At 38.0% G+C, this 24,695-nt stretch carries 28 protein-coding genes; 2 read left to right on the plus strand and 26 right to left on the minus strand.

The genetic code is table 11. The annotated features are described in order from the left end of the window. The 12 genes from KO511_RS04490 to KO511_RS04545 all read right to left on the minus strand — a co-directional run bounded on the left by KO511_RS04490 (position 1) and on the right by KO511_RS04545 (position 11,781). Positions 1-555 (minus strand): metal-dependent hydrolase, encoded by a 555-nt coding sequence (locus KO511_RS04490; protein WP_215986277.1) that lies wholly within the window; start codon positions 553-555, stop codon positions 1-3. Further along, a complete protein-coding gene (locus KO511_RS04495; protein ID WP_215986278.1) occupies positions 552-992 on the minus strand; it encodes an ExbD/TolR family protein in 441 nt (146 codons plus the stop codon). The genes KO511_RS04490 and KO511_RS04495 overlap by 4 nt, the downstream gene beginning before the upstream one ends. Then, complete coding sequence (locus KO511_RS04500) at positions 992-1,684, minus strand: MotA/TolQ/ExbB proton channel family protein (protein WP_215986279.1); 693 nt, start codon at positions 1,682-1,684, stop codon at positions 992-994. Before KO511_RS04500 ends, KO511_RS04495 begins: the two co-directional genes overlap by 1 nt. A 106-nt stretch (positions 1,685-1,790) precedes the next feature. Then, on the minus strand, positions 1,791-2,081 hold the full coding sequence (locus KO511_RS04505) for a hypothetical protein (protein ID WP_215986280.1): 291 nt from the start codon (positions 2,079-2,081) through the stop codon (positions 1,791-1,793). 41 nt (positions 2,082-2,122) lie between these two features. Then, positions 2,123-3,238 carry a flagellar biosynthesis protein FlhB gene (gene flhB, locus KO511_RS04510; protein WP_215986281.1) on the minus strand — a complete coding sequence of 372 codons (1,116 nt, stop codon included), beginning with the start codon at positions 3,236-3,238 and terminating at the stop codon, positions 2,123-2,125. Positions 3,239-3,288: 50 nt separating this feature from the next. Next, on the minus strand, positions 3,289-5,298 hold the full coding sequence (fliD, locus tag KO511_RS04515) for a flagellar filament capping protein FliD (protein WP_215986282.1): 2,010 nt from the start codon (positions 5,296-5,298) through the stop codon (positions 3,289-3,291). A 44-nt stretch (positions 5,299-5,342) separates the two neighbouring features. After that, positions 5,343-5,744: a flagellar protein FliS gene (locus KO511_RS04520; protein WP_215986283.1), complete on the minus strand. Its 402-nt coding sequence runs from the start codon at positions 5,742-5,744 to the stop codon at positions 5,343-5,345. A gap of 5 nt (positions 5,745-5,749) precedes the next feature. Continuing rightward, positions 5,750-7,060: a FliI/YscN family ATPase gene (locus KO511_RS04525; protein WP_215986284.1), complete on the minus strand. Its 1,311-nt coding sequence runs from the start codon at positions 7,058-7,060 to the stop codon at positions 5,750-5,752. Between the two features lie 27 nt (positions 7,061-7,087). Then, positions 7,088-8,014 carry a hypothetical protein gene (locus KO511_RS04530; protein WP_215986285.1) on the minus strand — a complete coding sequence of 309 codons (927 nt, stop codon included), beginning with the start codon at positions 8,012-8,014 and terminating at the stop codon, positions 7,088-7,090. Continuing rightward, positions 8,011-9,606, minus strand: coding sequence for a FlgK family flagellar hook-associated protein (locus KO511_RS04535; RefSeq protein ID WP_215986286.1), 1,596 nt, complete (start codon positions 9,604-9,606; stop codon positions 8,011-8,013). Before KO511_RS04535 ends, KO511_RS04530 begins: the two co-directional genes overlap by 4 nt. Before the next feature lie 84 nt (positions 9,607-9,690). Next, positions 9,691-10,557 (minus strand): flagellin, encoded by an 867-nt coding sequence (locus KO511_RS04540; RefSeq protein WP_215986287.1) that lies wholly within the window; start codon positions 10,555-10,557, stop codon positions 9,691-9,693. A 165-nt stretch (positions 10,558-10,722) separates the two neighbouring features. After that, the gene (locus KO511_RS04545; protein ID WP_215986288.1) at positions 10,723-11,781 is read right to left on the minus strand and encodes a hypothetical protein; all 1,059 of its coding nucleotides are present in this window, start codon (positions 11,779-11,781) and stop codon (positions 10,723-10,725) included. A gap of 33 nt (positions 11,782-11,814) precedes the next feature. Between KO511_RS04545 and KO511_RS04550 the strand changes: the two genes are divergently transcribed. Then, positions 11,815-12,267 (plus strand): hypothetical protein, encoded by a 453-nt coding sequence (locus KO511_RS04550; RefSeq protein ID WP_215986289.1) that lies wholly within the window; start codon positions 11,815-11,817, stop codon positions 12,265-12,267. Here KO511_RS04550 and KO511_RS04555 read toward each other — a convergent pair. From KO511_RS04555 to KO511_RS04575, 5 genes are read right to left on the minus strand one after another with little or no spacing between them, the layout of a single operon-like run. Beyond that, entirely contained in the window at positions 12,250-12,786 is a 537-nt protein-coding gene (locus KO511_RS04555; protein WP_215986290.1) for a hypothetical protein, read from the minus strand. The two genes, KO511_RS04550 and KO511_RS04555, sit on opposite strands and share 18 nt — an antisense overlap. After that, the gene (locus KO511_RS04560; protein ID WP_215986291.1) at positions 12,770-13,672 is read right to left on the minus strand and encodes a hypothetical protein; all 903 of its coding nucleotides are present in this window, start codon (positions 13,670-13,672) and stop codon (positions 12,770-12,772) included. Before KO511_RS04560 ends, KO511_RS04555 begins: the two co-directional genes overlap by 17 nt. A 54-nt stretch (positions 13,673-13,726) precedes the next feature. Next, on the minus strand, positions 13,727-14,185 hold the full coding sequence (locus KO511_RS04565) for a hypothetical protein (protein WP_215986292.1): 459 nt from the start codon (positions 14,183-14,185) through the stop codon (positions 13,727-13,729). Continuing rightward, complete coding sequence (locus KO511_RS04570) at positions 14,185-14,925, minus strand: hypothetical protein (protein ID WP_215986293.1); 741 nt, start codon at positions 14,923-14,925, stop codon at positions 14,185-14,187. The genes KO511_RS04565 and KO511_RS04570 overlap by 1 nt, the downstream gene beginning before the upstream one ends. Beyond that, on the minus strand, positions 14,915-15,346 hold the full coding sequence (locus tag KO511_RS04575) for a hypothetical protein (protein ID WP_215986294.1): 432 nt from the start codon (positions 15,344-15,346) through the stop codon (positions 14,915-14,917). The genes KO511_RS04570 and KO511_RS04575 overlap by 11 nt, the downstream gene beginning before the upstream one ends. A gap of 58 nt (positions 15,347-15,404) precedes the next feature. Between KO511_RS04575 and KO511_RS04580 the strand changes: the two genes are divergently transcribed. Continuing rightward, positions 15,405-16,190 carry a thioredoxin fold domain-containing protein gene (locus KO511_RS04580; protein ID WP_215986295.1) on the plus strand — a complete coding sequence of 262 codons (786 nt, stop codon included), beginning with the start codon at positions 15,405-15,407 and terminating at the stop codon, positions 16,188-16,190. A gap of 43 nt (positions 16,191-16,233) precedes the next feature. Here the strand turns inward: KO511_RS04580 and KO511_RS04585 are convergent, their stop codons facing one another. From KO511_RS04585 to fliF, 9 genes are all read right to left on the minus strand, one after another. Next, the gene (locus KO511_RS04585) at positions 16,234-16,953 is read right to left on the minus strand and encodes an OmpA/MotB family protein (protein ID WP_215986296.1); all 720 of its coding nucleotides are present in this window, start codon (positions 16,951-16,953) and stop codon (positions 16,234-16,236) included. 6 nt (positions 16,954-16,959) lie between these two features. Further along, a complete protein-coding gene (locus KO511_RS04590) occupies positions 16,960-17,817 on the minus strand; it encodes a motility-associated protein (protein ID WP_215986297.1) in 858 nt (285 codons plus the stop codon). Between the two features lie 12 nt (positions 17,818-17,829). Continuing rightward, complete coding sequence (gene fliE / locus KO511_RS04595; RefSeq protein WP_215986298.1) at positions 17,830-18,147, minus strand: flagellar hook-basal body complex protein FliE; 318 nt, start codon at positions 18,145-18,147, stop codon at positions 17,830-17,832. Position 18,148: 1 nt separating this feature from the next. Then, on the minus strand, positions 18,149-18,385 hold the full coding sequence (locus KO511_RS04600) for a FliM/FliN family flagellar motor switch protein (RefSeq protein WP_215986299.1): 237 nt from the start codon (positions 18,383-18,385) through the stop codon (positions 18,149-18,151). Between the two features lie 5 nt (positions 18,386-18,390). Further along, positions 18,391-19,224: a hypothetical protein gene (locus KO511_RS04605; protein ID WP_215986300.1), complete on the minus strand. Its 834-nt coding sequence runs from the start codon at positions 19,222-19,224 to the stop codon at positions 18,391-18,393. Positions 19,225-19,248: 24 nt separating this feature from the next. Beyond that, positions 19,249-21,318, minus strand: a complete 2,070-nt coding sequence (locus KO511_RS04610; protein ID WP_215986301.1) for an FHIPEP family type III secretion protein — start codon at positions 21,316-21,318, stop codon at positions 19,249-19,251. After that, on the minus strand, positions 21,302-21,976 hold the full coding sequence (gene flgA, locus KO511_RS04615) for a flagellar basal body P-ring formation chaperone FlgA (protein WP_215986302.1): 675 nt from the start codon (positions 21,974-21,976) through the stop codon (positions 21,302-21,304). The genes KO511_RS04610 and flgA overlap by 17 nt, the downstream gene beginning before the upstream one ends. 63 nt (positions 21,977-22,039) lie before the next feature. Continuing rightward, a complete protein-coding gene (locus KO511_RS04620) occupies positions 22,040-22,981 on the minus strand; it encodes a FliG C-terminal domain-containing protein (RefSeq protein ID WP_215986303.1) in 942 nt (313 codons plus the stop codon). Continuing rightward, a complete protein-coding gene (gene fliF / locus KO511_RS04625) occupies positions 22,971-24,692 on the minus strand; it encodes a flagellar basal-body MS-ring/collar protein FliF (protein WP_215986304.1) in 1,722 nt (573 codons plus the stop codon). Before fliF ends, KO511_RS04620 begins: the two co-directional genes overlap by 11 nt. Positions 24,693-24,695: the final 3 nt, after the last annotated feature.

Below are 24,695 nucleotides of genomic sequence, written 5' to 3' on the forward strand. Positions count from 1 at the left end.
TTATATGTATTCTTTTAAAAAATGATATATGGGTTCTTCGTAGAACACAAAGGAGCATACGGTAATTAATATTATAGCACCTGTAGTTCTTTCGAAATGTCCACTTTGCCATACATTGAGAGAAACTCCATCGAGGGTAGTAAAAACAGGTAATTTCTGTTTATTTGGAAAATCACCGATCCAATGAACAATACAGCCACCAAAGAACCCGAAAAATGCAGCAATTACCTCTATTGGCATACCGATATCAATAAATGGACTAACACCACTCTTAAGATAGACAAAAGACCACATAAACAACGCTACCCAAACACTAAGTATATGTGTAATACCTCTGTGTTTTAGTACTCTCTTGGTTACCTTTATGGGGTTGCCTTTTTTATCCTTACCTTCAGCCGAATAAGGTATTTCTAGCCAATCTGGTGCTGTTGACCCTAAGGTGCAGCATGCGACAGTTGCTACTGCGGCAGTTACTCCGCCACCATAATTCACAGTAAGGTAAGCTAAAGGGATACCAGACAAGATGCCTGTTAATGTGTGACCAGCACCCGTCATTCCACACCCTCGCTAACAAGATTGACATCCTCAAAACCAGATGATTTAACTAGCTCAAGCCCGAACATAATTTTCTTATATGGAGTTTCCTTGTCAGCTTTAAGATAAACCTTGGAATTCTGGCTTGTTTTATTGATAGTTGTAAGTTCAAGCACAAGTTCCTTCGGTGACTTAGGTTCATCTAAGATTCCTAATGCAGCATTGGTGATATAGATACCATCATCTTTGCTCATTGTGACAACAATAACAGTGTCTTGGTTCTGCTCTACTGAGGATTGTTCAACTGATGTCTTTGGTAGATTTACTTCAACACTTGAGGAAATCTGAGGTGAGGCAATCATGAAAACAATAAGAAGAACTAGAAGAACGTCAATCATAGGAACAATATTCATTTCGCTCTTTAGTTCACTGTTATGATCGTTCATTCTATTGATCATTAACTCACCTTTTTTCTTTCTTGAATGCTTGCGCATTTAATTTGTGAAATTTGGTTTATTAGAGAGTCGTTTATCATAGTTAACTTCCCTACCATTTTGTTTGATTGTTTTGAGATCACATTGAACCCTGCTGATGCAGGAATTGCTACAAACAGACCAATCGCAGTTGCAAACAGTGCCTCTACAATGCTTGGTGCCACAGTTTGGAAAGTAACAACTTTAACATCAGAAAGGTTCTGGAATGCATCTAGTAGCCCCCACACAGTACCAAGAAGGCCAACGTATGGCGCAATCAAGGCGATAGTGGCTAAGCTGGATGTAAATCGATCCATAGATGTCTTAAACTTGTAAATCTCAGAATTTGAGCTGTCTTTCACAAGCCTTTCTATATGGGCAATTTCCTCTATAGATGTGCACTTGGTAATCTTCTGACCAACATTAGAAACTGTTTTAAAGATTATTTTCTCAGCTTGAGAGTCTCCTAGGCTAGATTTTATATCAGATATTTTAACGCCTCGGTCTCTTTCTCCAGAGGTAGAGTTTAAAATATCCTCGATGATGCTACTTACTGATATGAAATGCTTTGCCTTCCAAGCTATAACTGCCCAAGAAAGAACTGACATTCCGAGCAGTATAAAAATAATGAATTGTACAACTAAGGTCGCATGACCAATTGAATATAGGATACCCAATTATGATTCCTCTTATTTGTGGTAATTTAATGACTAGATATTAGTGAATTGGTCAAAAACTACAACTGTTGAGGTGTATAAAAAAAGCCCCAAGAGGGGCTATTTACTAAATGTATACAATAAGTTTCTCTGCTAAAGTGTTCAAGTCTGGTTCGTATATACCTTCGTCATACTCCCTTTTTAGATTTTCTAGGTCGGGTTTTTCGTAACTTGGATCTACTATTGGTGGGTATCTTCCAAGATTTTTTATAATCTCTTTTTCCACCTCATTGTTTTCATTGTGGTGTTTATTGCTGACCATATCATGCTTATGATCGGGGTGTACACCTGACTTATCGACTTGCCTTAAATTCGCCTTAGAAACCCTTTCCACCATCATCAAAGATCTGAGTTCCATATTGATTCATCCGTTTATATAATCTTCGACACATTTTTTTGTTACTTAAACTTAGACTCATCAATATTAAGGTTTTTGATAAATTGCTCTGTTACCTTAAATGACAACCGATCATCGAGGCGATATATTGAAGATAGTACAGTTACCATTGGGGCGTATAGTTCTACTGGAATTTCACTCCCAACTTCACATGTCTTGTATAATACTCGTGCCAGAGGAGGAATAGACACTACTGGTATCCTAAGTTCTTTAGCTTTCGTCCTCATAGAGAGTGCATAGTGATCAGCCCCTAATGCTACAATTGTTGGTGTATTCATAGATACAGGGTCAAATTTTACCCCAACTGAATAGTGAGTAGGGTTTGTTATCAAAATGTCTGCTTCATCAATGTTGCTATTTTTAGATTTGGCAGCCATTTCATACTGCATTCTTCTTCTTCTCCCTTTAATTTCAGGGTTACCTTCAGTATTTTTAAATTCGTCTTTGATCTCCTGTTTACTCATCTTCAATTGCTTAGTGTGGTTGAAAATCTGAAATGGAACATCTATCAAAACTAGCAATATAAGGATTGAAGAGAAAAGCAAGCCATAGGCAATGATCTCTGATGACATATGGCTGATAAAGTCTCTGAAGCCGAATAGAAGCCTCGTAGACATATATGAATAGAACTTTTCTTGTACGATGTGGTAGGCAGGAACCAAAATTAGCACAGCTTTCAGTATGCTTTTTATTAACTCCACCAATTGCTTGACGGAAAACATTTTCTTGATGCCACTAATTGGATTTATGTTGCTAAATTTGGGCACTGCGTTTTTCATGGAGAATATAAAACCACCTAAAGCCGTAGTACTTGCGACAGCAACAATCATCGCGCTTAAGAAAAAAGGCAAACATGTTATCAAGATCCCTGAAGTCATTTCGAAAGCAAAGTTGAACATGCCTTTCCCAAAAACAGAATGGTTTATCTCTAATTGTAATGATCTCATAGTGTAATCCTGTAAGGTGTAGAAAATCTTGACTCCAAAGATGATCATTGATGTAAAGCTAAATAAAAGAACTGCTGTTGTTGAAAGTTCTTTTGACCTTGGTATTTGGCCTTTTTCTCTAGCATCTTTGATCTTTTTCTGTGTGGGTTTTTCGGTTTTCTCACCAGACATCGTTAACCTTTGAGTAAAAAAATGAGTGGGGTGTCCACTCATTTTACAACTTATTTGTCACTTTCAAACATAATTTCCATCATCTTTATGGTTCCTTCCATCTCTGATAAGGCGGCTGAGATACCAGAGAATTGGTGGTAATACATGTTGTAGTAGTAATCTTCTTTGTTTTGTAATTCTTCCAACTGAGCCACAAGTGAGTCGTTTCTTGTTTTATCTAACGACTCTTTAATTTCTTTTATTTCTGATGTCGTCGATTTCTTTATGTTGCTAATTGTGGAATCAAGGTTATCTAAAAAACCTTTATTGGTTGATATAGTTATCTGTTGGTTAAGGGTTATTTTTTCTGGATCGAAAGTGACCTTCATCCCTTTTGATGCTTCCTCAAATTTACTTTCGAACTCGGCACCGTCACCAAGAAATGATTCTCCGTTAATTGTTCCGGCTACATCTTTTCCTGTTACCTTTTGTGCTACTAAACCAAGCTCGGGGACATCTGATAGTAGCTCAATTGATTTAAGAGATCCGTATTCGGCTGAATTTATGCTCAGCGCCCCTCCGTCTATACTGGCTTTATATCCGCTAATTCCAGCTAAATTTATTTCTTTATTGATGGTTGCTGCAAGTTGTCCAGGGGTGTAATCACCAGCAGAGATTGGTATTGTCACCTCTTTATTGCCTAATTTTAGTTTTAGATCAGTATCTGCTGCTATTGTGTTGTTTGGCACTAAAGCTGTGCCTGTTAGATTAGCCTTTTCTGGTGCTCTTGTGATAACAATAGTGTGATCACCATTTACGCTGTTTCCTAGGTCTTCAATATTGACGCCAGTGTGTGATGACTTAGTTGTGGTTCCTAAAATTTCATATGCAATCTCTGGATTTAGTTCTAGAGCAGCGCCTAATTTATCTTGATTTAAAGAAAGACGCCCATCAGGGTCTCGTGTCACTCCGATATCTTTTAGAGATTTACCGTCAGAGAATAATTTGTTAATCTCGTCCTTTATCGCATCAGACACTTTACTTCCATTGATCGACCCAACAAAATCTTCGTCTGGATTCTTAGAATTGAATGAATTGTACATATCAATCATGGCATTGTAATTCTCTACAAATGCGTAAACATTATCGATTACACCTTGTGGTGATACTGTTGTGCCAATCCTTACCTCACCACTAGTTACCTCATTTAGGGTTAAGTTTAGGCCAAACACATCCTCAATTTTGTTCGTATCTGAGGTCATCTGGATTCCATTGACCGTGTAGATTGCATCTGCTGTTTCACGTACTTGAGTAGCAGTTGAGCTGTCTATACCTTTGTAGTCAAACGTGGTAAGTGATGGGTCGCCAGATGTTGTAACCATCATTGCGTTTTGTTGACCAGTCTTTTGCGAAATCAGAGCAAGTCCCGTTGAGCCATCGCTGTTTGTTACAATGGTTGCCTTAATGTCTTTTGATAACTTATTGATTTCACCAGCTAAGTCGCGCAGTGTCATACCATCTTTAATTTCAACTGTTATTGAGCCACTATTTGCGTTTTCAGTATAGTTTCCGCCATCATACTGACCGAAATAGATAGTAAATGTACCTGCCTTTAATACATCGTTTTCTGAACTAAAGCCTGAAAATTTAAGAGATTGGCTTTGAGCAAGTTGGTCTAATCCAATTGAAAGATCGAGTGAACCCGATGCTCCAGTTTTGGATATTTCCGCTCTAATCGCATTTGGGTTCGAGTTTGATATTTCGTAAGAAGTAAGCGCGTTCTTTTGATTAAGTGGTTTTATGGTGTTTTTGGACAACATAGCGATTGTCGCCTCAAACTGACTCAGAGCACCTTGCTGTATGTTCGCATTGGTTATCGCTGACTGTTTTTCAGGAATAAGCGCTCCCATCTGGGCTGCTACCATCATCTCAACTGTATCTGAGATCGAGAAACCATACTCTTCGTTAGATAGTGCTGAGTCAATAATTCCTGCGCCTACATTTCCTTTATTTCTTTCTTGAAGGTAAAAGTCTGGTGTGACGACCATACCTCCATTATTTCCGCTAACTGTAAAGCTCATAGTGTTTTTATTTTATTATTCGTCATTATTTTATGAACGTTTAATTAGTATCTGCTAGATTCTGGAATTGAATCCCAAACATCGATTAGTTTGTAAGACATATTTTTTGCCCTTATTACGTAATCAATGTCTATTTTTTTATTCGCTTCTGACGAATTAACATATATGTAGCTATACATTTTGACAAACAGTTCACCAATTTCTTTATCTGCCGACATATCAGTTGTATCAGCTAGACACGACGATATTGAAATTACTTTCCCTAAACATTTTGCCTTTACTGAAAAGAACTCAGATGGTGAGTATTGAGTTCTGTTTTTCATAACATATTCACACTTATCTAGCAGTTTATACATTTCCTTATACATTCTCATCATAAGGGCATGTTTACTCATTCCAGCCAGTTCATTTGTTTTGGTTCTTCTAAATCTTTTAATGTTTTTCATGTTATTTACTTAATCTTTGTAATTACTCCAGTGAGGTGATCTTTGGTTTCTTTAGGTAAACTAGGCTTACTAAAATCCTGAGCAACAAAGGCTATTAGTTCTTCCTTGTGCTTCATGGCTTTATCGATAGCTAGGTTACTTCCTGTTTCAATAAGCCCTAAGGAATATAGTTCTTCGTTTTCGTCAATCATAGAAAACATTTCTTTGACTTTTAAGATTGATTTGTAAGTGTCGTGGTCAGATAGTTCTTGAGCTAACCTACTTAGAGAGCTTGGTACATCTATGGCGGGGTATATTCCTTTGTTGGCTATTTTTCTAGACAGAATTATATGACCATCAAGTACTCCTCTGGCAGCATCTGCGACAGGGTCATTCATGTCGTCCCCCTCTGTAAGTACTGTATATACTGCTGTTATAGATCCTCCAAGATTAGATTTTCCTGCTCTTTCAATCAGGAATGGTAGCTTTGCAAACACACTCGCTGGATAACCTTTGGCTGCTGGTGCTTCACCCGCTGATAACGCAACTTCTCTTTGAGCCTGCGCGTATCTGGTTACCGAATCAACTAGAAGTAATACATTTAGACCTTTGTCTCTATAGTGCTCTGCGATTGATGTTGCTACGTCAGCCCCCTGCATTCTTAGTATTGCAGGGTAGTCCGCTGGAGCTGCGACTATGATGGTTTTTTTTCTTGCTTCCTCATCTAGTGTGTCATGAACAAACTCGTAGACTTCTCGCCCTCTTTCTCCGATCAAGCCAACAACAACTATGTCAGCATCTGAAAATTTTGTGACCATTCCTAAAAGCATAGATTTTCCCACACCAGTTCCAGCAAATAGACCGACCCTTTGTCCAAACCCAATTGGGTAAAGGCCATCAATTGCTCTCACGCCAGTACTGAAAGCCTCATCGATACTTCCTCTCTGACTAATACTCAAGGGGGAGTTGTTAGTTTTTAAGGTCATTGTGCTGTTTTGCTCTTCACCGATAAGAATTTTACCTAGTGGATCTATCACGCAGCCAAGGTAATCTTCAGAGTACGGAAGGGATGGGTTTTCAGAAAAAATAGTTACCTTGGTGTTTGGTTTCACGCCTGAGACGGAACCTAGAGGTTGCAGTAAGGTCTTTCCATCTGTAAAGCCGACAACATCTGCGTAAATATAGCTGTTTTCAGCATGTAGTAGACATCTGGCATTTAGTGGTGCGTCAAAACCATCAGCCTCAATAGTATTGCCGAGCACATTTCGTACTCGGCCTATTCGTTGGAAGCTCAATCTGTCAAAAGATTTTGATTTAATCTTATGCGTTATATTCATCTGGTTGGAAACCTCTTAGCATGTTTATTAGGTGAATTTCAGTTGTGCCATTTCCATAAGCACTTTTGACGATTGAGATAAAGCTGTCATTATTTGTTGTTGTTTCTTTATCTCTGTTACAACACTAATGTAATCCGCATCCTGAGTGTTCGATAATAGCTTGGTGTATTCATCAATCATTCCTTGGTACATGTTGGTATTCCTCTCCGCTGTAGAGTATGCATGACCTATTTCAGATTGAAACCCAATTCTCTGGTCGAGTAAATCCTTGAATGATACCTCTACCTCGTCTAAAATATTATTTGGTACGTCTTCACCTTGAGAAAGATAGAATTGAGCTTTAGCTACAGATTCAAATATTGATTCACCGTTCGCGCTGACTAATTCAGAGCCAATTGCTGAACTTGGTAAGCTAACGCTAGCGCCAATTTGAGTAAATTTATTCTCATCATTACCTTTGTATACCCAAATCTCAACTTCACGATCTACACCATCGATTTCAATCATTTGCTTTTCTTTTACAAATGGTGGTGTGTCGGTTGCTGTGCCGCCAAACATGTACTCACCGTTGTTGTTCTTAGTGTTAAGTATTTGTGCCAAATCATCCATCATCCCATCCATTCGCTTTGATTGCTGAACAAGATCATTGCTGTTCATAGTCCCGCTTGAAACTTTGCCAACCAAAGTATTGAGTTGATTAAACAACTCGCCATAGGATTTTGTTCTTGATTCTATTTCTGATAATTCAGTTTGGAGCACCTGTGCTGACATTTTATATTGTGTCAAATCTGAGATGCTTTTCTTTAAGTTTATGATACGACCTTGAGCAATCGGGTCATCACCTGATTGAAGTACTCTGTATTGTGTGTGCTGCGTCTGTTCTGATATTGCATTAAAGTGGTTTCCTGAAGATTCACTTATGTGTTGGAACATTCCATTTGTTGTTACTCTCATACTACGCCTAATATTGATTCAAACATTTTTTTATCGCTTTCGATTACTTTCGACACAGATTGGTATATCTGTTGGTACTTAACCATATTTAGTTCTTCCTCCTGCGTGTTGACACCGCTAAGATTAGCCCACCTCATTGAGGCAGTTTCTGTAATCGTTTTGTTTGTAGTGGCGTTTTGTTTTGCAGAAACATGGGTATTACCAATCGATACAAAAACATTTGATATTTCGTTATAAACTGTGTCTTTCACATCGTTGAATACTTTTGCATCTGAAACTTGAGCTAAGTTCTTTAAGTTATTTGTGTCCCCAAATGCTACAGGTAGCTTTGATGCGGCAGCAATGTCGTTTATATCAGAAGTTACTTTAGCTCCTCCTAGCATATTCTGTAGAGGGTCAGCTAAAAACTTGTCTCCAGCAACCATTCCGCCTGTGGCATCAAATGTATACCCGAACGCTTCTATTGGAGAGGTGTTTGACGTTATTGTTTTACCGGATGATTTGTCCGTTACTAAAAACCCGCTCGCAGATTTTTCAATCTCTATTGGGCCAGTAGTCAACTCAGACGCTTTTGATTGGTCTAAAGAAATGTTGAAATTTCCCGTGCCATTATTCTTGATGTTGGCTAAAGTATTAGAGTCTGGGATTGATATAAGATCTCCGCCAGATAATCCATCTTTAGTGTATCCGAGTTTGTTCGCGTTGTTTAACTCAGAGAAGTATCCTACTAAGGCTTTTGATAAAGCTCTCTCAGATTCATTTATAATCTCTTCCCTAGCAGCTAAATTACCACCAAGCGACCCACCGACCTTTTCTGGGTTTGTAAGCACATCACCGTTAATGGAAAGGTATAAATCATCGCCATATGAGCCAACTTCCGCTTTTACCTCATAGCTTTTTAGCCCATCAACAAGGCTGTATCCGCCCGAAACTTTGACATCTACTACTCCGTTACTTCTTTCATTTACATCGATATCGACGAACTGACTCATTTGACCCAAAATAGTATCTCTTTGAGTTAAAAGGTTGTTGTCGTTCGCGGTTGAGGATAGACGTTTGTTTATTTCTACCAACTGCTTTGCTTGGCTTTCAAGAACCTTTGCGTTACTAACTAGCTCTGAATCAACTTGACTTCTGAACTCGTCAAGAGTTTCCTGCATTGAATTAGCATTCGATATTAATGAATTTATTCTGCTAAGCAGCGAAGATCTTCCGCTCGAACTATCAGTAGTTGCTAATGAGTTTAATGCTTCAGTTATATCATCAACCCCGCCTAAGGTAGGGTTTTGTGCAGAACCGCTTGAGTCAGGAACGATTCCCGTTATGATTTTATCTACGCTTCCAGCAAATGACAGATATCTCTCGGAATAAGCACTGTTAGATGTTGCCGAGTGTAATTGCGAAGTAAGAAAGAAATTGTTCATCCTTTTTGCACTGACCGTCAAAAATCCAGAAGGGTCGCTTCCAAATACAACGGTACTTCTAGAATAATATGGATTGTCAGCATTATTGATATTCTGAGAAGATATGAGTGTTGCATATCTAAGTTGATTTAAGGCTACAGCAGAGCCATCAAGTAAATTCGTCCTCATTTTTTTATTTAATATAATCGACACAAAAGATAAAACCAAAAAAAACCAGCACGGGTGCTGGCTTTTTCTGTTATTTGTCTAAGTTTACTGAAGTAGCTGTGAAACTTCTTCAACAGACTTGTTAGCTTGCGAAAGCATTGTTTGGCTCGTTTTAGCAAGCACCTTAGCTTTTGCTAACTCAGCAGTTTCAGTTGCGAAGTCAGTATCTTGTGCAGAGCTTAGAGTTTTGTCTAGGTTTTGCTTAGTACCTTCAAGGTTCTTAATTGAGAACTCGATACGGTTTTGAGAAGCACCAATGTTAGCTCTGTCATCTGAGTATGATTTTGCTAATGCGACAAGTTTATCATGAACTACTGTCTTCCATTGGTCACCTGTAGCAACACTACCATCACCATTAATATCACTTAGATTAAGAGCTGAAGCAGTAGCTCCATCTGCAATGATATCAGTTCTTGTTGTACCTTGTGGGCCAGCAACAACAACGTTGATTTGGTTATCAGTTCCTGTACCTACGTTGATAGCAGCAGATAGTGTGCCATCAAGAATAGCTTTGCCGTTGAACTCTGCGCCTGTTTCATTACGAAGAATCTCTGAGGCTAACTGATCAAACTCTTTTTGGATAAGAGCTGTGTCATCGCCTGTGTTGGTTCCGTTCTCTGCTTTATATGCAAGCTCATGCAATCGCGAAACTAGATCTTGCTGTTGCTTGATTGCATTGTCAGCAGCTTGAATCATGTTGATTCCGTCGTTCGCATTCTTGATGAACTGAGCTGTTTTAGCTGAGCTGTTAGCAAGACGGTTAGCAAGGGCTGCACCCGAAACGTCATCTGCTGATTTGTTGATACGCAAACCTGTAGTCAGCTTCTCAGAAGAAGCCTGTACAGCTTGGTTAGCGCGACCGAGAGAGGTTGCTGCTTGGTTAGCGTTAAGGTTAGTAGTTATTGAAAGCATTGTTATTTATTTTTGTTTTTATATTTTTCTTTGTAGCTGAACATTCGTCACAGCTCATTAATTCCTTAAATTATTTTTAGTGATTTTTTTGATGTAAAGTCAAATTATCAAAAGTGAAATTTCAATTAAATAAAAATGTCAACAAAAACAAGATCATAGAAAAGGTTAATATTTAGTCTTTTCTTTTTCTTTATCTATTAGTGGTGTTGATGATATTTTTGTAACAGATTTGGAGGTAATGGTATGGGACAAAATTGAAACTCCCCTTACTCCATATTTATTTAGCACTTCTCTTTTTATTAGAGAAAGATAGTTTGCTATTTCTGGATTACTAGATGCTATTCTAAGATTTATATTAGGGTTATTCCTTACATTTGAAACAGAGTCATCCCTATTTATTGTAATTATAATTTCACCAAGTATTGATGGCTTTATTTTTATTGTAATTGAACCATTGCTCACTCCAGAGGACTGAAACTCCCTAATCTCTGATTTTATCGTTTCCGATAAGTTATTCAATGTTGAGTTAGCTGAAGAAATGTAATTACCTGACGTTACCACTTCTCTGGTTGATATGCAGCTTCCCATATAGTCAGTATGGTTTACTTGATTAGTCTGCTTCTTAGATGATAAGAAATCATTATCTAAATGTTTAGCTTGATTTTTATTTACATCCACTATCGCAGAATCTCTATCTATATTGTTAAGGTCAACTTTTTTATCGACTCCCGAAATTAACTCGTTTGAATTCTGGGGCTTTTGCTTTAAAACCTCAACATTTTGGGATTCACTTTTTCTTGGATCGTTGACCTTCCTTTCAGGAACATTCTCCACAGAAGTGCCTGAATAAAAAAGTATTTCTTTACCTATTATACGCTTCTCTTCACCTCTGTTACCGTGTTCCGATAGGAATCTCGTCGGTGTGTTCTCATCAACACCACCATCGTCAATGCCTGCATTAACTATAGATTGATTTTTTACATTATGGTTAATTGAAGACGAAATTGAAGATGTTTGTGACTTTTCTGTGTCCAACTCTATTTCCGTAAGTTTATCGGTATCTTCATTTTTAGATTGGTCGATTAATTGTTTTTTATCTGTTTTACTATTAAATAGTGATATGAATTCATGGTTAGTAGACTTCTCGCCATTGCTTCTTTCAAAGTCGTTACTAACTTGACCAGTAGTTGTTTCTATCGCGTTAATGTTTTTGATGGCAATCACTTTTTTGAGTAATGATAGGTAATTAAATTTATTATGAACAGGGTAGCACTTAAAAAAAGAATCGAAATTCTTGAGATGTATAAAGGTAAGGTTGATGAGAAATCTGATTTAGCTAAGCACTTATTTAATGAAACTAAGAGGAGAGTAGATTTATTGAAATTTAATGTTAGGGAGAGAGAGGAGCAGATAAGTAGCTTATCGTGTCATTTTAAAACTGGAGAAGTTGGTAAAGGACTTTTGGCTAACATTTATGGACACATAAGTAACATAGAGAGGGAATTAGTCTCTTTGAGATCTGACCTTGATGTCGCGCTAAAAGAATATAAAAGAAGGCTAGCTGATTACAAGAAGCTCAAGGTAAAGTCTATTGGTCTAGATGGTTTAATACAGAGGAATAAAAATCGAATATCCGAGCTTGATTCTAATCAAGATCGGATATTCTTAGATGAGTGGGTATTACAGTCATCCTTAGCAAAACGTAAGTAAGTGCAATGTTTCTTCAGAGAGTTTTTTTGGCTTCATCTCATTGACCTTTATGGTGTAGAGGCCACTGGCTATTTTGACCTTTATATCAATTTCACTCAGATTGCACCTTCTAATCTCTTTTGATAAAAAGGAATCTGAACCGTAGATGCTATCAATTTCTATCTTACTTACTTTTTTTCTGAGAACGACAACAGACTCTCCTACACCAGACAAAGAGCTGTTAATAAGCTTATTTATCTCAGATGCACTAATCTCCTCTAATGGTTTATCAATACTCGAAAATAAAGAAAAAAAGTTGTTGTGATTATCTGTTTGCTTTAATGATATTGAGTATTTATTAGTGCTTTTTTCATCTGCATTCTTTGACACTAACAGTTTACTCACTTCTCCATCATCTTCACGCTGATAAGAGACTCCATCTATATAGTTAGTTACAGTAATATTATCTTGTGCTTGGGCGAAATTTAAGCTTGCAGCCGATATTGTTGCTGAAATAAACAGACTAATTAATCTTTTCATTGCCAAGTATTTTCTCAATAGAATTTGCCAAGGTTAAGTCTTGAGGTACACCAAAACGACCAAATTTCAGTATCATGGCAGCTCTCGGGAGAAGCTCTCCGTTGTACCCCATATCAATCGATCTCTTGATCATTACTGGAAATTGAGCCTTGTGCTTTTGTGATGAGAATTTATCTATCTCTGCTTTTGTAAGCTGTAAGAATGCAAGTTCAGCCATCGCATCGGTGCTGCCTAGAAATACAGCAGAGTTAAGGTAAGATTCAGCATTTTTGATTGTTGTATTACTTTTTCCAATAGCAAGTTCTACTTTGGATAAACTGATTAATTTTTCAGTTGTTTCTGGTAACATTTCCAAGAACTTCCTTGCTTTAAGCTGATCTCTTGTGTTCTCTAAAGATAAGTAGTATCTGGAAATTCTATAAATAGAATCAATATCTTTGTTCTTAGCTAGATAAACAATGAATTGCTCCAACTCCTTGTCTTTCTTCTTTAGGAAGTCACCAATTTCTATAAGTTTTCTTGCAGTATCTACAGATTTGCTTTCAAAAAATAGGTCTTTTAGTGCAGCATAAGCTTCATGCCTATCAAAAAACTCTGATTTAGAATCCATAAGGATCTCTGACTTTATTTCTAAAGCTTGAGCATATTGCATGCCTAACTCAGGCTCACTTAAAATTGACTCGATAACCTTTAAGCTCTTGGCGTAATCTTGTCTGATATAATGCATTCTTGCATCGTCAGCATCTTCAGAACTAGCAACATATGTAAATCCCCCAACAGCTAATACACCGATAAATGAAGCAATTAGGATATTACTCTTAAGCGATCCCCTTTTTCTTAAATTGTTGTCGTCCCAGCTATCTTCAAACTTGTCTGATTTTTTCATTCTTTTTTTTTATAATAAGGATTTATTCGTTTAAATTAAAGTAAGCACCAAGCGCTACTGCCTTGAGTGTCTTTGGGTGCAGATATCTATGTAATATGCAATGTTATCTGCAAGTTCCTCTATGATTAAATCGTCAATCCAGACACCAAAGTCTCCTTCAAATTTTGCTCTATAGGCGAGTTTAAATGCTCTAATGGCATGTTGTATTGGCGCTTTGATATACTCAGGGTAATATAGGTATCGGATATCCTCTCCACCATGAAGCTCAAATCCATATGAATTATCCATACACGGCTTTATGTTATGGATCATACTCAGTAAATTAGACTCGATAGAGGCAGACACTAAATCACAGAGAAATGACAAAGCTATTATCTTGTCTTTATCTTCTATATCGTATGTTGCTATCGTTTGCGTAAGTGATGCGGACATTCCGTCCCTAATTTCTTTAGGGTAACTTTGAAGTCGGCTATTAAAAGCAGCCTTACTCGAAAGTAGCTGGTAGTTACACATTAAAAGAACCTTTCTGCATCTTTATCTTTGAAGGTGGATGCTAAGTATTCTAAGAACTCTTTGGCATCCTCTCTTACCACCAAGTCTGCTTGGTCGTCCATGTATGTTTCTGTTGGGTTCACAACACATTTAAACACAGGATCTTTAGCAGCACTTCTGATAAGGGCACGGTTATAGATGCTCTCTACAACTGGGCAGTTCCCTGAACATCCAAGGAAAATTACACTCCTTACTTCTTGCTTTTCTATGAATTGCTCCAATTCATCTACGACCTCTCTGAACGGTTGGTAGTTTTCTGACATTGGTACAAATGCAGGCATTAAGTTATCTGTATCACCTCTAGTTTTAACATCTTTTACAATGCCTGTGTTTATACATACACCTTTATGTAGAAGCCCATTTAGGTTTATTGTTACAGTGTTCTTACTGCAATCTCCGACATCGGCGGTTATAGATGTGTTCAGTATATAAAAGCTCGCTAAATCAATTAGCGCTGTCTCGCTTACATAATTGGTGTAATTTGATATAAATGGAACCTTAACAGGGTCAATTCCTGAATCTAAAAGATTATGCCATGACTCCATTACTTCATTAATTGAGTCTGAGTATAGTGATTTAATAGCATCGTTTTTCCACAAAACGATATCTTTATAATCAATACCTTGTCCGATCACAAAAATGGTTGATGCACTTCTGTTTAGGTGTTTCTTCAGATTATTTAGTTGTTCGCTATTTATCATTTTTGAGTAACCTGAATATTTTCTTTGTATGTTGTGTTACATATTCCTTAGATAAGGAGTGTAGCTCCTCTGTGCTTGAATATTCAAACTGAGTAGCATCCAAATCATAAAGATTTAAGCCTAATTGCAACGCTGCTTCTGTAAAACATTTATAACATTCTAAGTAATCATGGTTTTCTGCATGATAACCAGCTTGATATATAAGCAAGGTTGCTATGGCTGTATTTTTATTTGGATTACTTACAGGTTGTTCATCATAATTTTTTTTAAGCTCTTTGAGGTTTTGTGTATTCTCAATACACTTAATGCAAATTATGGCGGCTGAAGTGATATGAAGAATTGCTTCACCTAGTTCATTTTCAGCAAACCTTGCTGACGCTGCGTGATATTCTTTAAGAATGTCATTCGAAGTTTCTCTCATTAAGAATTAACCTTTTTAGTAAACCTAAGTTTTTAATTAAAATTACAATAGAACAAAAATGAAAAAAATCGCAATATTACTATCGTTGGCTTTTGCTTCCTCTGCAATAGCGAGTACAAACACGATTAAGGAACAACTACCAAAAGAAACCTATGACGCTCTAGCTCAATACTATCCTGTTGAAGCACTTGCTTCTCACGATGGAATACATCTTGAGAGTAAGTTTTCATTGAAATCAAACTTCTATGTACTAAGCCTCAATGACTCTGTGTTAGCTATATCTGAAGATGGTAAGTACATCCTTGGTGGTGACGTTGTTAATATGCAGGACAAGGTGAATCATCTAGAGCAAGCAAAAGATCAGTCTCGCAAGAGAATTGTTAGCTCATTAACGGATGATCAATTTGTCGAATATCCGTCTAAACTAGCAGAGTCTAAAGGTGTTTTATATATCTATTCAGATGTTACTTGTGGGTACTGCCAAAGATTTCACGAGGAGTATGAAGAGATAAACGAAGCTGGTTACGATATCAAAGTAGTTCCATTTGTAAGAAATGTTGGCGCTCCTAACTTTGAGCAATCTAGAGTGTACAAAAATACAGTTGCAATGATGTCTGTTCAGGATCAGGCTAAGAAAAGAGAGATTCATGACCAGTTGATGTTGGGAGATAGTGTTGACCACTCAGACAATAATACTGTTGGTGTAAATGCTGTCAAAAGCGGCATCGAGACTGGTGTAGGGGTTGGCTTACAAGGCACCCCTCACTTAGTTTTCGATGACGGAAGAGCAGTTTCTGGCTATGTTACAGCTTCAAGCTTGCTCCAACTTTTATCTGAAAAGTAAATCAACGACATATAAAAAAGGGAGCTTCATGCTCCCTTTGTTGTTATTTTTCGCCCTTTAACTTATCAAACTTTGTGTAAGTTACGTTCTTGCCATAGATTTTATGGGGTGCAGAAGAATATGACATGTACAGTTCAACTCTCCTGTTTTTTTGCCTTGCATCCTTACTGTTTCCGCTGTCGTCAGGGTTTAACAGACCTTCACCATGAATAGTTACTCTATTGCTAGTTACTCCGCCGTTTATAACAGCTCTTGCTGCTTCTGTTGACCTCATGACAGAAAGAAGAAGGTTATTTTCTATTGCTGAGCCATATCTAACAGGTATGTTGTCAGTATATCCGTATATGTGATAAAAAAGCCCAGTATGCTCAGTTTCTTTGGCTAAGGTGGTCAGAGCGTGGCTTGCTTTTGGTTTAAGGTTTTCTGAACCTGACTCAAAGAGTGAGGCTGAATCAAACTTGATTACTATTCCTCTAGAGTTTTTTTCCATGGTTACCAGAATCCCTTGCTCGTCTAAGATTTCTTTAATCTCTTCAAAAATGGTATCTAGTAATGCCATTTTTTGCTCTTTGTTTACGTGTTCTCCCTTAAAATAGTCTGCTAGCTCCTGCTGACTTTGTTGATCTTGCTGGCCTATAGCCCAAAGTGCAAAAAATGTTATCATCAGTGCACACATGAAGTCAGCTAAAGCGATTTTCCATCCACCTCCAGCCTCTTCAGCTTGTACACCTCTTTTCTTTTTACGTATAACTAAATCGTCCAACACCTCTTATAGTTGATCATTTTGTAATTTTTCTCTCAGAACGCCTGTATCCAGTTTGTATCTTGGCGGGACATCCTTGTTCGTTACTGCTGCCGCTGTGAGTGGGTCATAGTTTTTAACCATGCACATAATGTAGGTTTTGATTACGTTAAGGAAAAGCTCACCCTCTTCTGCGTATTTTCCAAACTTAACTGATATTGGCTTAAATATCCCGTATGCCATAAATATCCCAAAGAATGTACCAAATAGAGCAGCCCCGATCTTTGAACCAAGTTTGTCCATTCCTGCATCGAGGTATTGCATTGCAAGAATAATCCCCATCACAGCGACTGCGATCCCTAATGCTGGGAATGTATCGGTCATTGCAGTGGCTGTTTTGTATGGTGCTATCCATTCTTTTCTGTAAGCTTCAATTTCAGCATCGAGCATATCCTCAAATGTAAAGGGTGATAATACGCTGCCTGAGTCGATTAGTAGGTTTAAATTATTGCATATGAATTTTCTCGAATCTTCATCATTGAGTATTTCTGGGTACTTTGAAAAGATCGGATCAGATGCAGGGTCGGCAAGTATTTTAGCAAGCTCCTTCTTGTTCTGAGAACACTGAGTATGCAGTTGGAACATTAGGCCGATTACGTTTTGGAATTTTTTTTCGCTGTAAGGTGGCTTAAAAAAGTATGTCATGAATTTAGCGAATTGTTTCATCCCTTTGCCAGTGTTTGTGGCAATAAAGAAACCAATTCCTGACCCGCCTAACATTATTAGTTCAAATGGTTGCCATAAATTTGCGATATTACCACCAGCGCCAACAAAGCCTCCTATTAATGATGCGACGATAAATAGTAATGAAAATAGTATTTGCATTTTTTTTGTTATTTATAATTGAGTATTTAATATCTCCTTGTATTGTTCAAGTAGCTTATTTCTTACTTGTTTGGTTGCCTCCATGGAAATCTCTGATTTGTGGTTAGCTTGCATTACGTTAGCTACGCTTATTCCTTCTTCTCCTGATACAAACCTTCTCGATAAATCAGCAGCTTGAGACTGTAGTGCGTTCGAGTTGTTAATTGCTGACGCAAATAGGTCACTAAAGTTTTCAGATGGAGCATTTTCTGTTCTAGGGGCGTTAGCCGCCCCTATCTTCATTGCCTCCATCTCAACTAGCATGCTGCTATTAGATATTGGAGAAATCATGTTATGCTGTTTCCGTTATTGTGAATTTAATCTTTCCATCAACTTCTTCTACTGTACCTTTTCCAAGAAGCTGCTCACCTGCAAGGAGTTCGAAACTGTCACTTGCTTGTGTGTCAAGCTCGACTATTGAACCCTCTTTTAGGTTTTTTAGTTTACCTATTTTTATTGATACTTTTCCTACCCTTACTGATAGGTCAACTGATACATTGTCGATTGTGTTTTCGTTTGCGTTACTCATGGTATTTACCTTTTTTCTGAAATTTGAATTAATTGATTGTTTGTGTCGTCACTACCCAGCAGACCTTTTGCAATTGTTGAATTGTCTGATCTATTTATGAGTGAGACTTCGCTGGTAGGGATGTAAAACTCATCGCCTACCTTAAGATTCTTCACATCACCTAGTTTCGCTTTAAAGACCTCAAAGCGAGCATCAAGGTTTACGTTCAGTTCAGATAGATTGGTCTTATCAGATATCTTGGTCGAGTTCTCGTCTAAACTGTTAAGGTTACAGTATTTTAGAACACCATCAGAAGTAATTATCGATAGTTTTACAACCTCTTCTTTGAAGGTGCAGTTCACTGTGTTGACCTGCACCCTTTGGTCGTTCTTGAATGCTACTCCATTGTCATCTAGTTCACTTATTTTAAGCATTACTTCCGAGTGCTTATTTAGCTCTTCAGTAATAACAGGATGTATAAGTTGCATAAACTGTCTGAGGAATGCTATTTCACAACTTGTAGCTTTTGCTAACCCATGTTTCTGAGGGGCGTTTAGTCTACCCCCAGCCCAGTAGTAAGAGCATTTTGATAAGAATTCACTATCAAAGCCAATGGCAATGAATGAACTTTCATCAAACTGTACACCCAATTTGTACTTTATCTGTGGTGATACATTTTCTATGTACTCTTTTGCGGTATGCGTGGCTAGTTCTAAATTGCCTGACGGAACCATAGGTATAGATAGGTTACCTCTTGTTAAGGCGCATATTTTGCTACCTATACTTGAGGCAAACCCCCTCATTGCAATTGCTTGCTGCTGAGATTCAAATTCAGCCGATGTAGTTTTCTTTATAAACATATTGTCTTTTTGATTGATAAAAGTTTAAGAAATTATGTGAGCAATATCTATTGAAGTGCTAGTGCCAACTTCATTAATACCTAATACGTGTATTTCTGGGAATAAAATATGAAGCTGGTCATACAGTCCCGTTCTTAAGGTGTCATCACAAATCAAAACTAGCGGGTACTGCATATCACTCATGAATTCATTAACCTTCATAAGATTTTCTTTCAGAGAATCAAGTGTCTCTGGTGGTATAAACAGTCCACCTGCTGGGTTTCTCATTTGACTTAAAGCCATCTGCTTATCAGGGTGAAGAGTCACAACTTTAAGTGATGAAGTATCGTTAGCTTCCTTGATAATGCTTTCAATTATCCACGGCATAAGTTTCTTTCTAACTTCACTAAGGTATCCCGAAGCGGTAATTCCGCTGAAACTTTGCAGTTCAGCCATAGCTTCTAGGATAATCGGCATTTGAGTGATCGGCACTCTCTCATGCAGAAGAGCTTTGAGGATACCGAGTAAGGTAACTAACGACTGATCGCCCTTAATTGCTGAAGCTACTAATTTTGGTTTTCGACTTTCGAGTTGCTGAATCATGCTTTGAGCCGTGTCGGTATCGACCATCGCATCTAGGTGCTTTTGTATTGTGATACTCAGGTGTGTTGTTATTATTTGGTTTGGCTCTAAGACTTCATAACCTTTTTCTTCTGCTTCCGAAACCATTGACTCCATTATCCAGAACCCATCATAGCCTAAGGCTGGATCTTTTGCAGGTATACCGTCAATTGGCTCAAAATCTTCTTCACCGATGGCAAGAAGAAGGTTTGAGTAAACTTCACCTCCACCACAAGGCAGCCCTTTGATGTGAATTTTATATTCATTAGGATTTAACTCAAAGTTGTAGTCTACTCTAGGTGCCTCAATCAGTACCCCATACTCTTTCGAAATTTCAATTCTTTCACCAGTAATTGATTGTAAAAGAGCAGTAGTTTCAGATTTAACTAAATCAGTAAGTCCACTTCCTACCGATAGTCTAATGGTGTCGTGCTCTTTGATATCTTCGATAGAAACTCCCTTTCTATCAAGAGGTTTCTGTTCTTCTGTGGATTGACTCGCTTCTAGCTCCCTTTTCGCGATATCTTCATTTTTTTTCTTTATCTTGCTGCCAAAAAAGAGAAGTGCAGCCCCGATACTCAGAAAGAGAACATTAGGCATTGCGGGTATTAAACCAATAATGCAAACAATAGCGCCTGCCATAATTGGGATCATGTGATTAGACCCGAACTGGATCTTAATCATTTCGCTTAGTTCGGTGTTGTTACTAACCTTCGTTGATATGATAGCTGTAGCAAGTGCCATGATGATAGAAGGTAGTATTGCGACTAAGCCATCACCAATCGAGAGCAGCAAGTAAGTTTCTGTCGCCTCAACAAATGTCATGCCTTTTTGTGCTGAACCAACTGTAATGCCTCCAATAATATTGATCAGAAGGATTAGTATTCCAGCTATTGCGTCACCTTTAACAAACTTTGATGCTCCGTCCATTGAGCCATAGAACTGTGACTCTTGGGATAGCTCTGCACGCCTTTCTGTTGCCTGTTCTTGTGTAATGGCACCACTGTTCAAATCAGCGTCAATTGCCATTTGTTTTCCGGGCATTGCATCAAGTGTGAAACGAGCTGAAACTTCAGAAACACGCTCAGTACCCTTTGTTACAACAACAAAGTTGATAATCGTTAAAATTACAAAAACGATTATACCTACTACAAAGTTTCCTCCAATTACGAAGTTTCCAAATGACTCAATAATCTGACCTGATGCTCCGCTCCCGACGTGACCTTTAAGTAAAATTACTCGCGTTGAGGCTATGTTTAATGAAAGCCTTAGCATGGTTGCTAGCAGCAGAACTGTTGGGAAAATTGAGAATTCAAGTGTTCTCTTGGCGAAAACACATGCCATCAAAACACTCAGTGATATCACTATGTTCGTGATAAAGAGTAGGTCAAGAGCTATAGGTGGTAATGGGATTATAATCATCCCTAGTATTAAAATTATTGCGAATGGTATGGTAAACCCTTGCATAATTTCTTTATTAAATTTTATGTTCATTTATTATCACTGTAGAGCTGTTAAGTACTTTTGCGTAAAATGTCTTTTCTGATGTCGTATTTTCTACTTTTATAGTTTCTCCAATGGCACCATCTTCTAGCGCTACAACGTCAATTGAAATAGCGATATTGGACAATATAGCCTTTGCTTTTATATGCCACCCTCTTTCTATCACAGGTGCCACATCTACATTTTTAAGACTTATTGGCTGACCTTTTGTAAGATTTCTAGATGTTTGATAGTAATTATCTTTAACTAGATCTTTGAAAGTGATTCCGTTTATTTCATTAACTGGAACCCAATCAATAGCGAAATTATCTCTATTTAGTCTAGTTTTCCTTTTTATGCTCCTTTTCGCAACTAAACTCTTTGTCCTCCCGTCCAGTTTCGCTGAGAATGATACTTCTCTTCCGTCTTGGCATTTTGTTTTAAAGGTGGATATGGAAGGTCTGTTTTCATTAATGTTGAAACTAACCTTAGAGATAGAGCAGTTTTCCAAAAGCCTTTTTGTTCTATCATTTATTCTTAAAGATGAATAACTTGTATCTTTACTTGCTGGTATGTAGCTAAGTAGAATCTTTTCAATATCTGTATTGTAGGCGGCTTCCAAAGGGGCAATAACTGCTGCAATGATGATTAATGCTGGTTTTATCCTCATTATTTCTCCTGTGTAATAAATAAGGCACCCGTAGGTGCCTTGGAAGTTTAGTGAATTTTTTTCTTATTTCACAATCTCTATCTTGCCATCAGACTGAAGCTTTTTGGCTCGTACAATAACCAGCTTTTGAGCTTCTGAAATCATCTTCTTGTCGTCTTTTTTGACAGTCTTATCTATGTTGAATGTGACGTCTTGTGCTTTGGTTGGAGTCAACCCAGCTTTAACCTTGTTGAATATTGACTCATCGCACAGGCAGAAAGCGTAAGCGATATCTGTAGTGCCGATGTCACCAATAATTTCAGACAACACATCTTCGCCTTGTTCAAGGATATGGCTAAACGTAAGAACATTGGCTCTAATCTTTTCAGCAATATCTTCAGGCAGACTATCAAGGTATTTATTGAGATGATCTTCTTCCATACCATCAGTGAAAGACAATATTCTATCAAGGTTTCCAGAGTTACTGCTTTCGTTGCTTGAGATTAGGTCTTCAACTACTGAATTGATTGCAATAAGTGTTTCTCGACTAGGAGCCTCAGCTTTATCCGCTTCATGTGTGATTTTAGACTGTTCATCTATATCGAAATAACCAAACACTTCAACAGACAGTTTTTCTGGCATCTCAAATAGTATAATTGCCTGATGAAGCGGTTGTTCCATTTTGATCAGGTTAAAAACTTCCTCGGAACTCATTGAAGATAACTTTTTAAAGCCATTCATCTTTCTTGATATCTTTCCAAATGCGCCATTCTCGAATCCAATATCATCAAGGGCATCCATTAGGCTCTCGCGCTTACCACCCACAACTAAGTTAACGGAGGTGTTAAACTCTCTTACGATTTCGATTGCTTGGCTTTTGGACACCGTTTCCGGTGTCTCTTTATCAATAAGGTCGAGAGTCTCTTCTGATAGCTGCAAGGTTTGAATAATCGGTGTTATAGCGTCATAACCAACTGCTCGAATTAGTAGGCCAATTTTTTGGGTGCCTGTTAGGTTACTTGTCATTTTTCTCACCTGCTGCGCTTTCGTTATTTTCTTCTTCTGATTTCTCTTCAGGGTCAGCCAACTTATTATTATCTGAATCTAGATCTTCATCTTTTTCAGAGTTTAAAAGGTCTTCTAATGAGATGTCAGCAAGCCAACTCTGTAGGACGTTTTGTGACTCAGTTGGCTTAGTCTTCATTAGCTCAATAGACTTGGTTGTTTCATTGTTAAATTCAGCTTCAGTTGCTTCGGTTGAAATTTGTTCAACCAGACCAGTTTCGCTATTGAGCGCTTCGTCCGTTGTTGTTAGGCTAGCTGCCTCATTATCGTTGCTGCTTTCTTCTTCTTTTGATGATGGAAGGATTCTGTTTACTAAAGGACGCCAGAACAGAAGCCATAGAAGTAGGATTGCGCCTATCATCTTGCCTGCTTCGATTGCGTCTTTACCTATTTTTGTCTCGTAAAACGGCAGTGGATCCGCAGGAACCACTTCAGGCTCTGTGAAGGTCATGGCACGGACATCTAGGTTGTCGCCTCGATCAGGATTAAATCCAATACTTGATTGAGTTAGTGAAGTAATGCTTTCTATTGCTTTTGGTAGCTCTACCTCGGTAAAGTTTCGGCTATCAAAAAGTATGGCAACATTTATCTTCTGGATTTCTCCAGCAGATTTAATTGTGTGAGTTATGCTCTTACCAACAGAGTAGTTTGTGGTTTCCTTAATGTGGCTTACACCTTTATCCTGCGAACTATTTGTAGAACCTGAGTCTGGTGATTCCTCAAAAGATGCGTGATCTGGCGGTTGGTTCGCGACTGCACCAACTACGCCACCGCCACCAGCTAGGTCTTTGTCGTAGCTTTTTTCTGTTTGTTGGCTAAGTATTACTGATGAAGTAACGGGTTCTTCTTTAGTGTTTTCTACTTTATCAAAGTTTACATTGGCTTCTACGTTCACTCTGACTTGATCTAGGCCAACTATAGGGGCAACAACCTCAACTATTTTTTGTCTTAGCTGTTCTTCTATTTGCGCTTTGTGTTCCGAGGAAGTGCCTATATTTCCTAGAGCGTAGTCAGAACCTTTTGATAGTGCTATTCCTGTGTGATCTAGGATTATTACATTCTCCTCAGGTAGATTTGGGATACTGAATGAAATCATTTTAACGATCCCATTAATTTGAGCACGGTTGAGACTCTTACCTCTTTTTATCGTTAAAACAACAGAAGCACTAGACGGAGATACATCTCTAAGGAATTGGCTGTTTTTTGCTACTGCCAACCTAACTTGTGCCTTTTCGACATTATCTAATTGCAGAATTGAGCTTTCTAGATTCTCTTCCAAGATCTGTCTTGATATCTGCTCTTCAGTAGACTTAGTCATATAGGGGCTACTTGAGTTACTAAGGTGCTCGTAGCCTGATATAGGTTTAGATGGTAACCCGTTTTTTGCTAATACATTAGTCGCCTTTTGTACTGCGTCACGGTCTACTAATAGTGTTGAATTATTAGGTGCTACAGTAAAGGGGATACCTTCAGCTTCTAGAATTGGGATGATCGTTTGTAAGTTTGTTTGGTCAAGATTTGTCATCATGGTGACATAGCTTGGTTGGCTGAGCTGATGAATTGTAAATCCGCTCACAGCCACGCTTACTGCTAGTGCTCCGCCAAGTAAAGCTTTTTTGTTAAATGGCAAAGCACTGACATTGTCTTTGAGTTGAGTTAGTTTGTTTTGCACGGT

Origin of the sequence: Vibrio hepatarius (genome assembly GCF_018860525.1) — a bacterium.
In the GTDB taxonomy this organism is placed as follows: Bacteria; Pseudomonadota; Gammaproteobacteria; order Enterobacterales; family Vibrionaceae; genus Vibrio; species Vibrio hepatarius_B.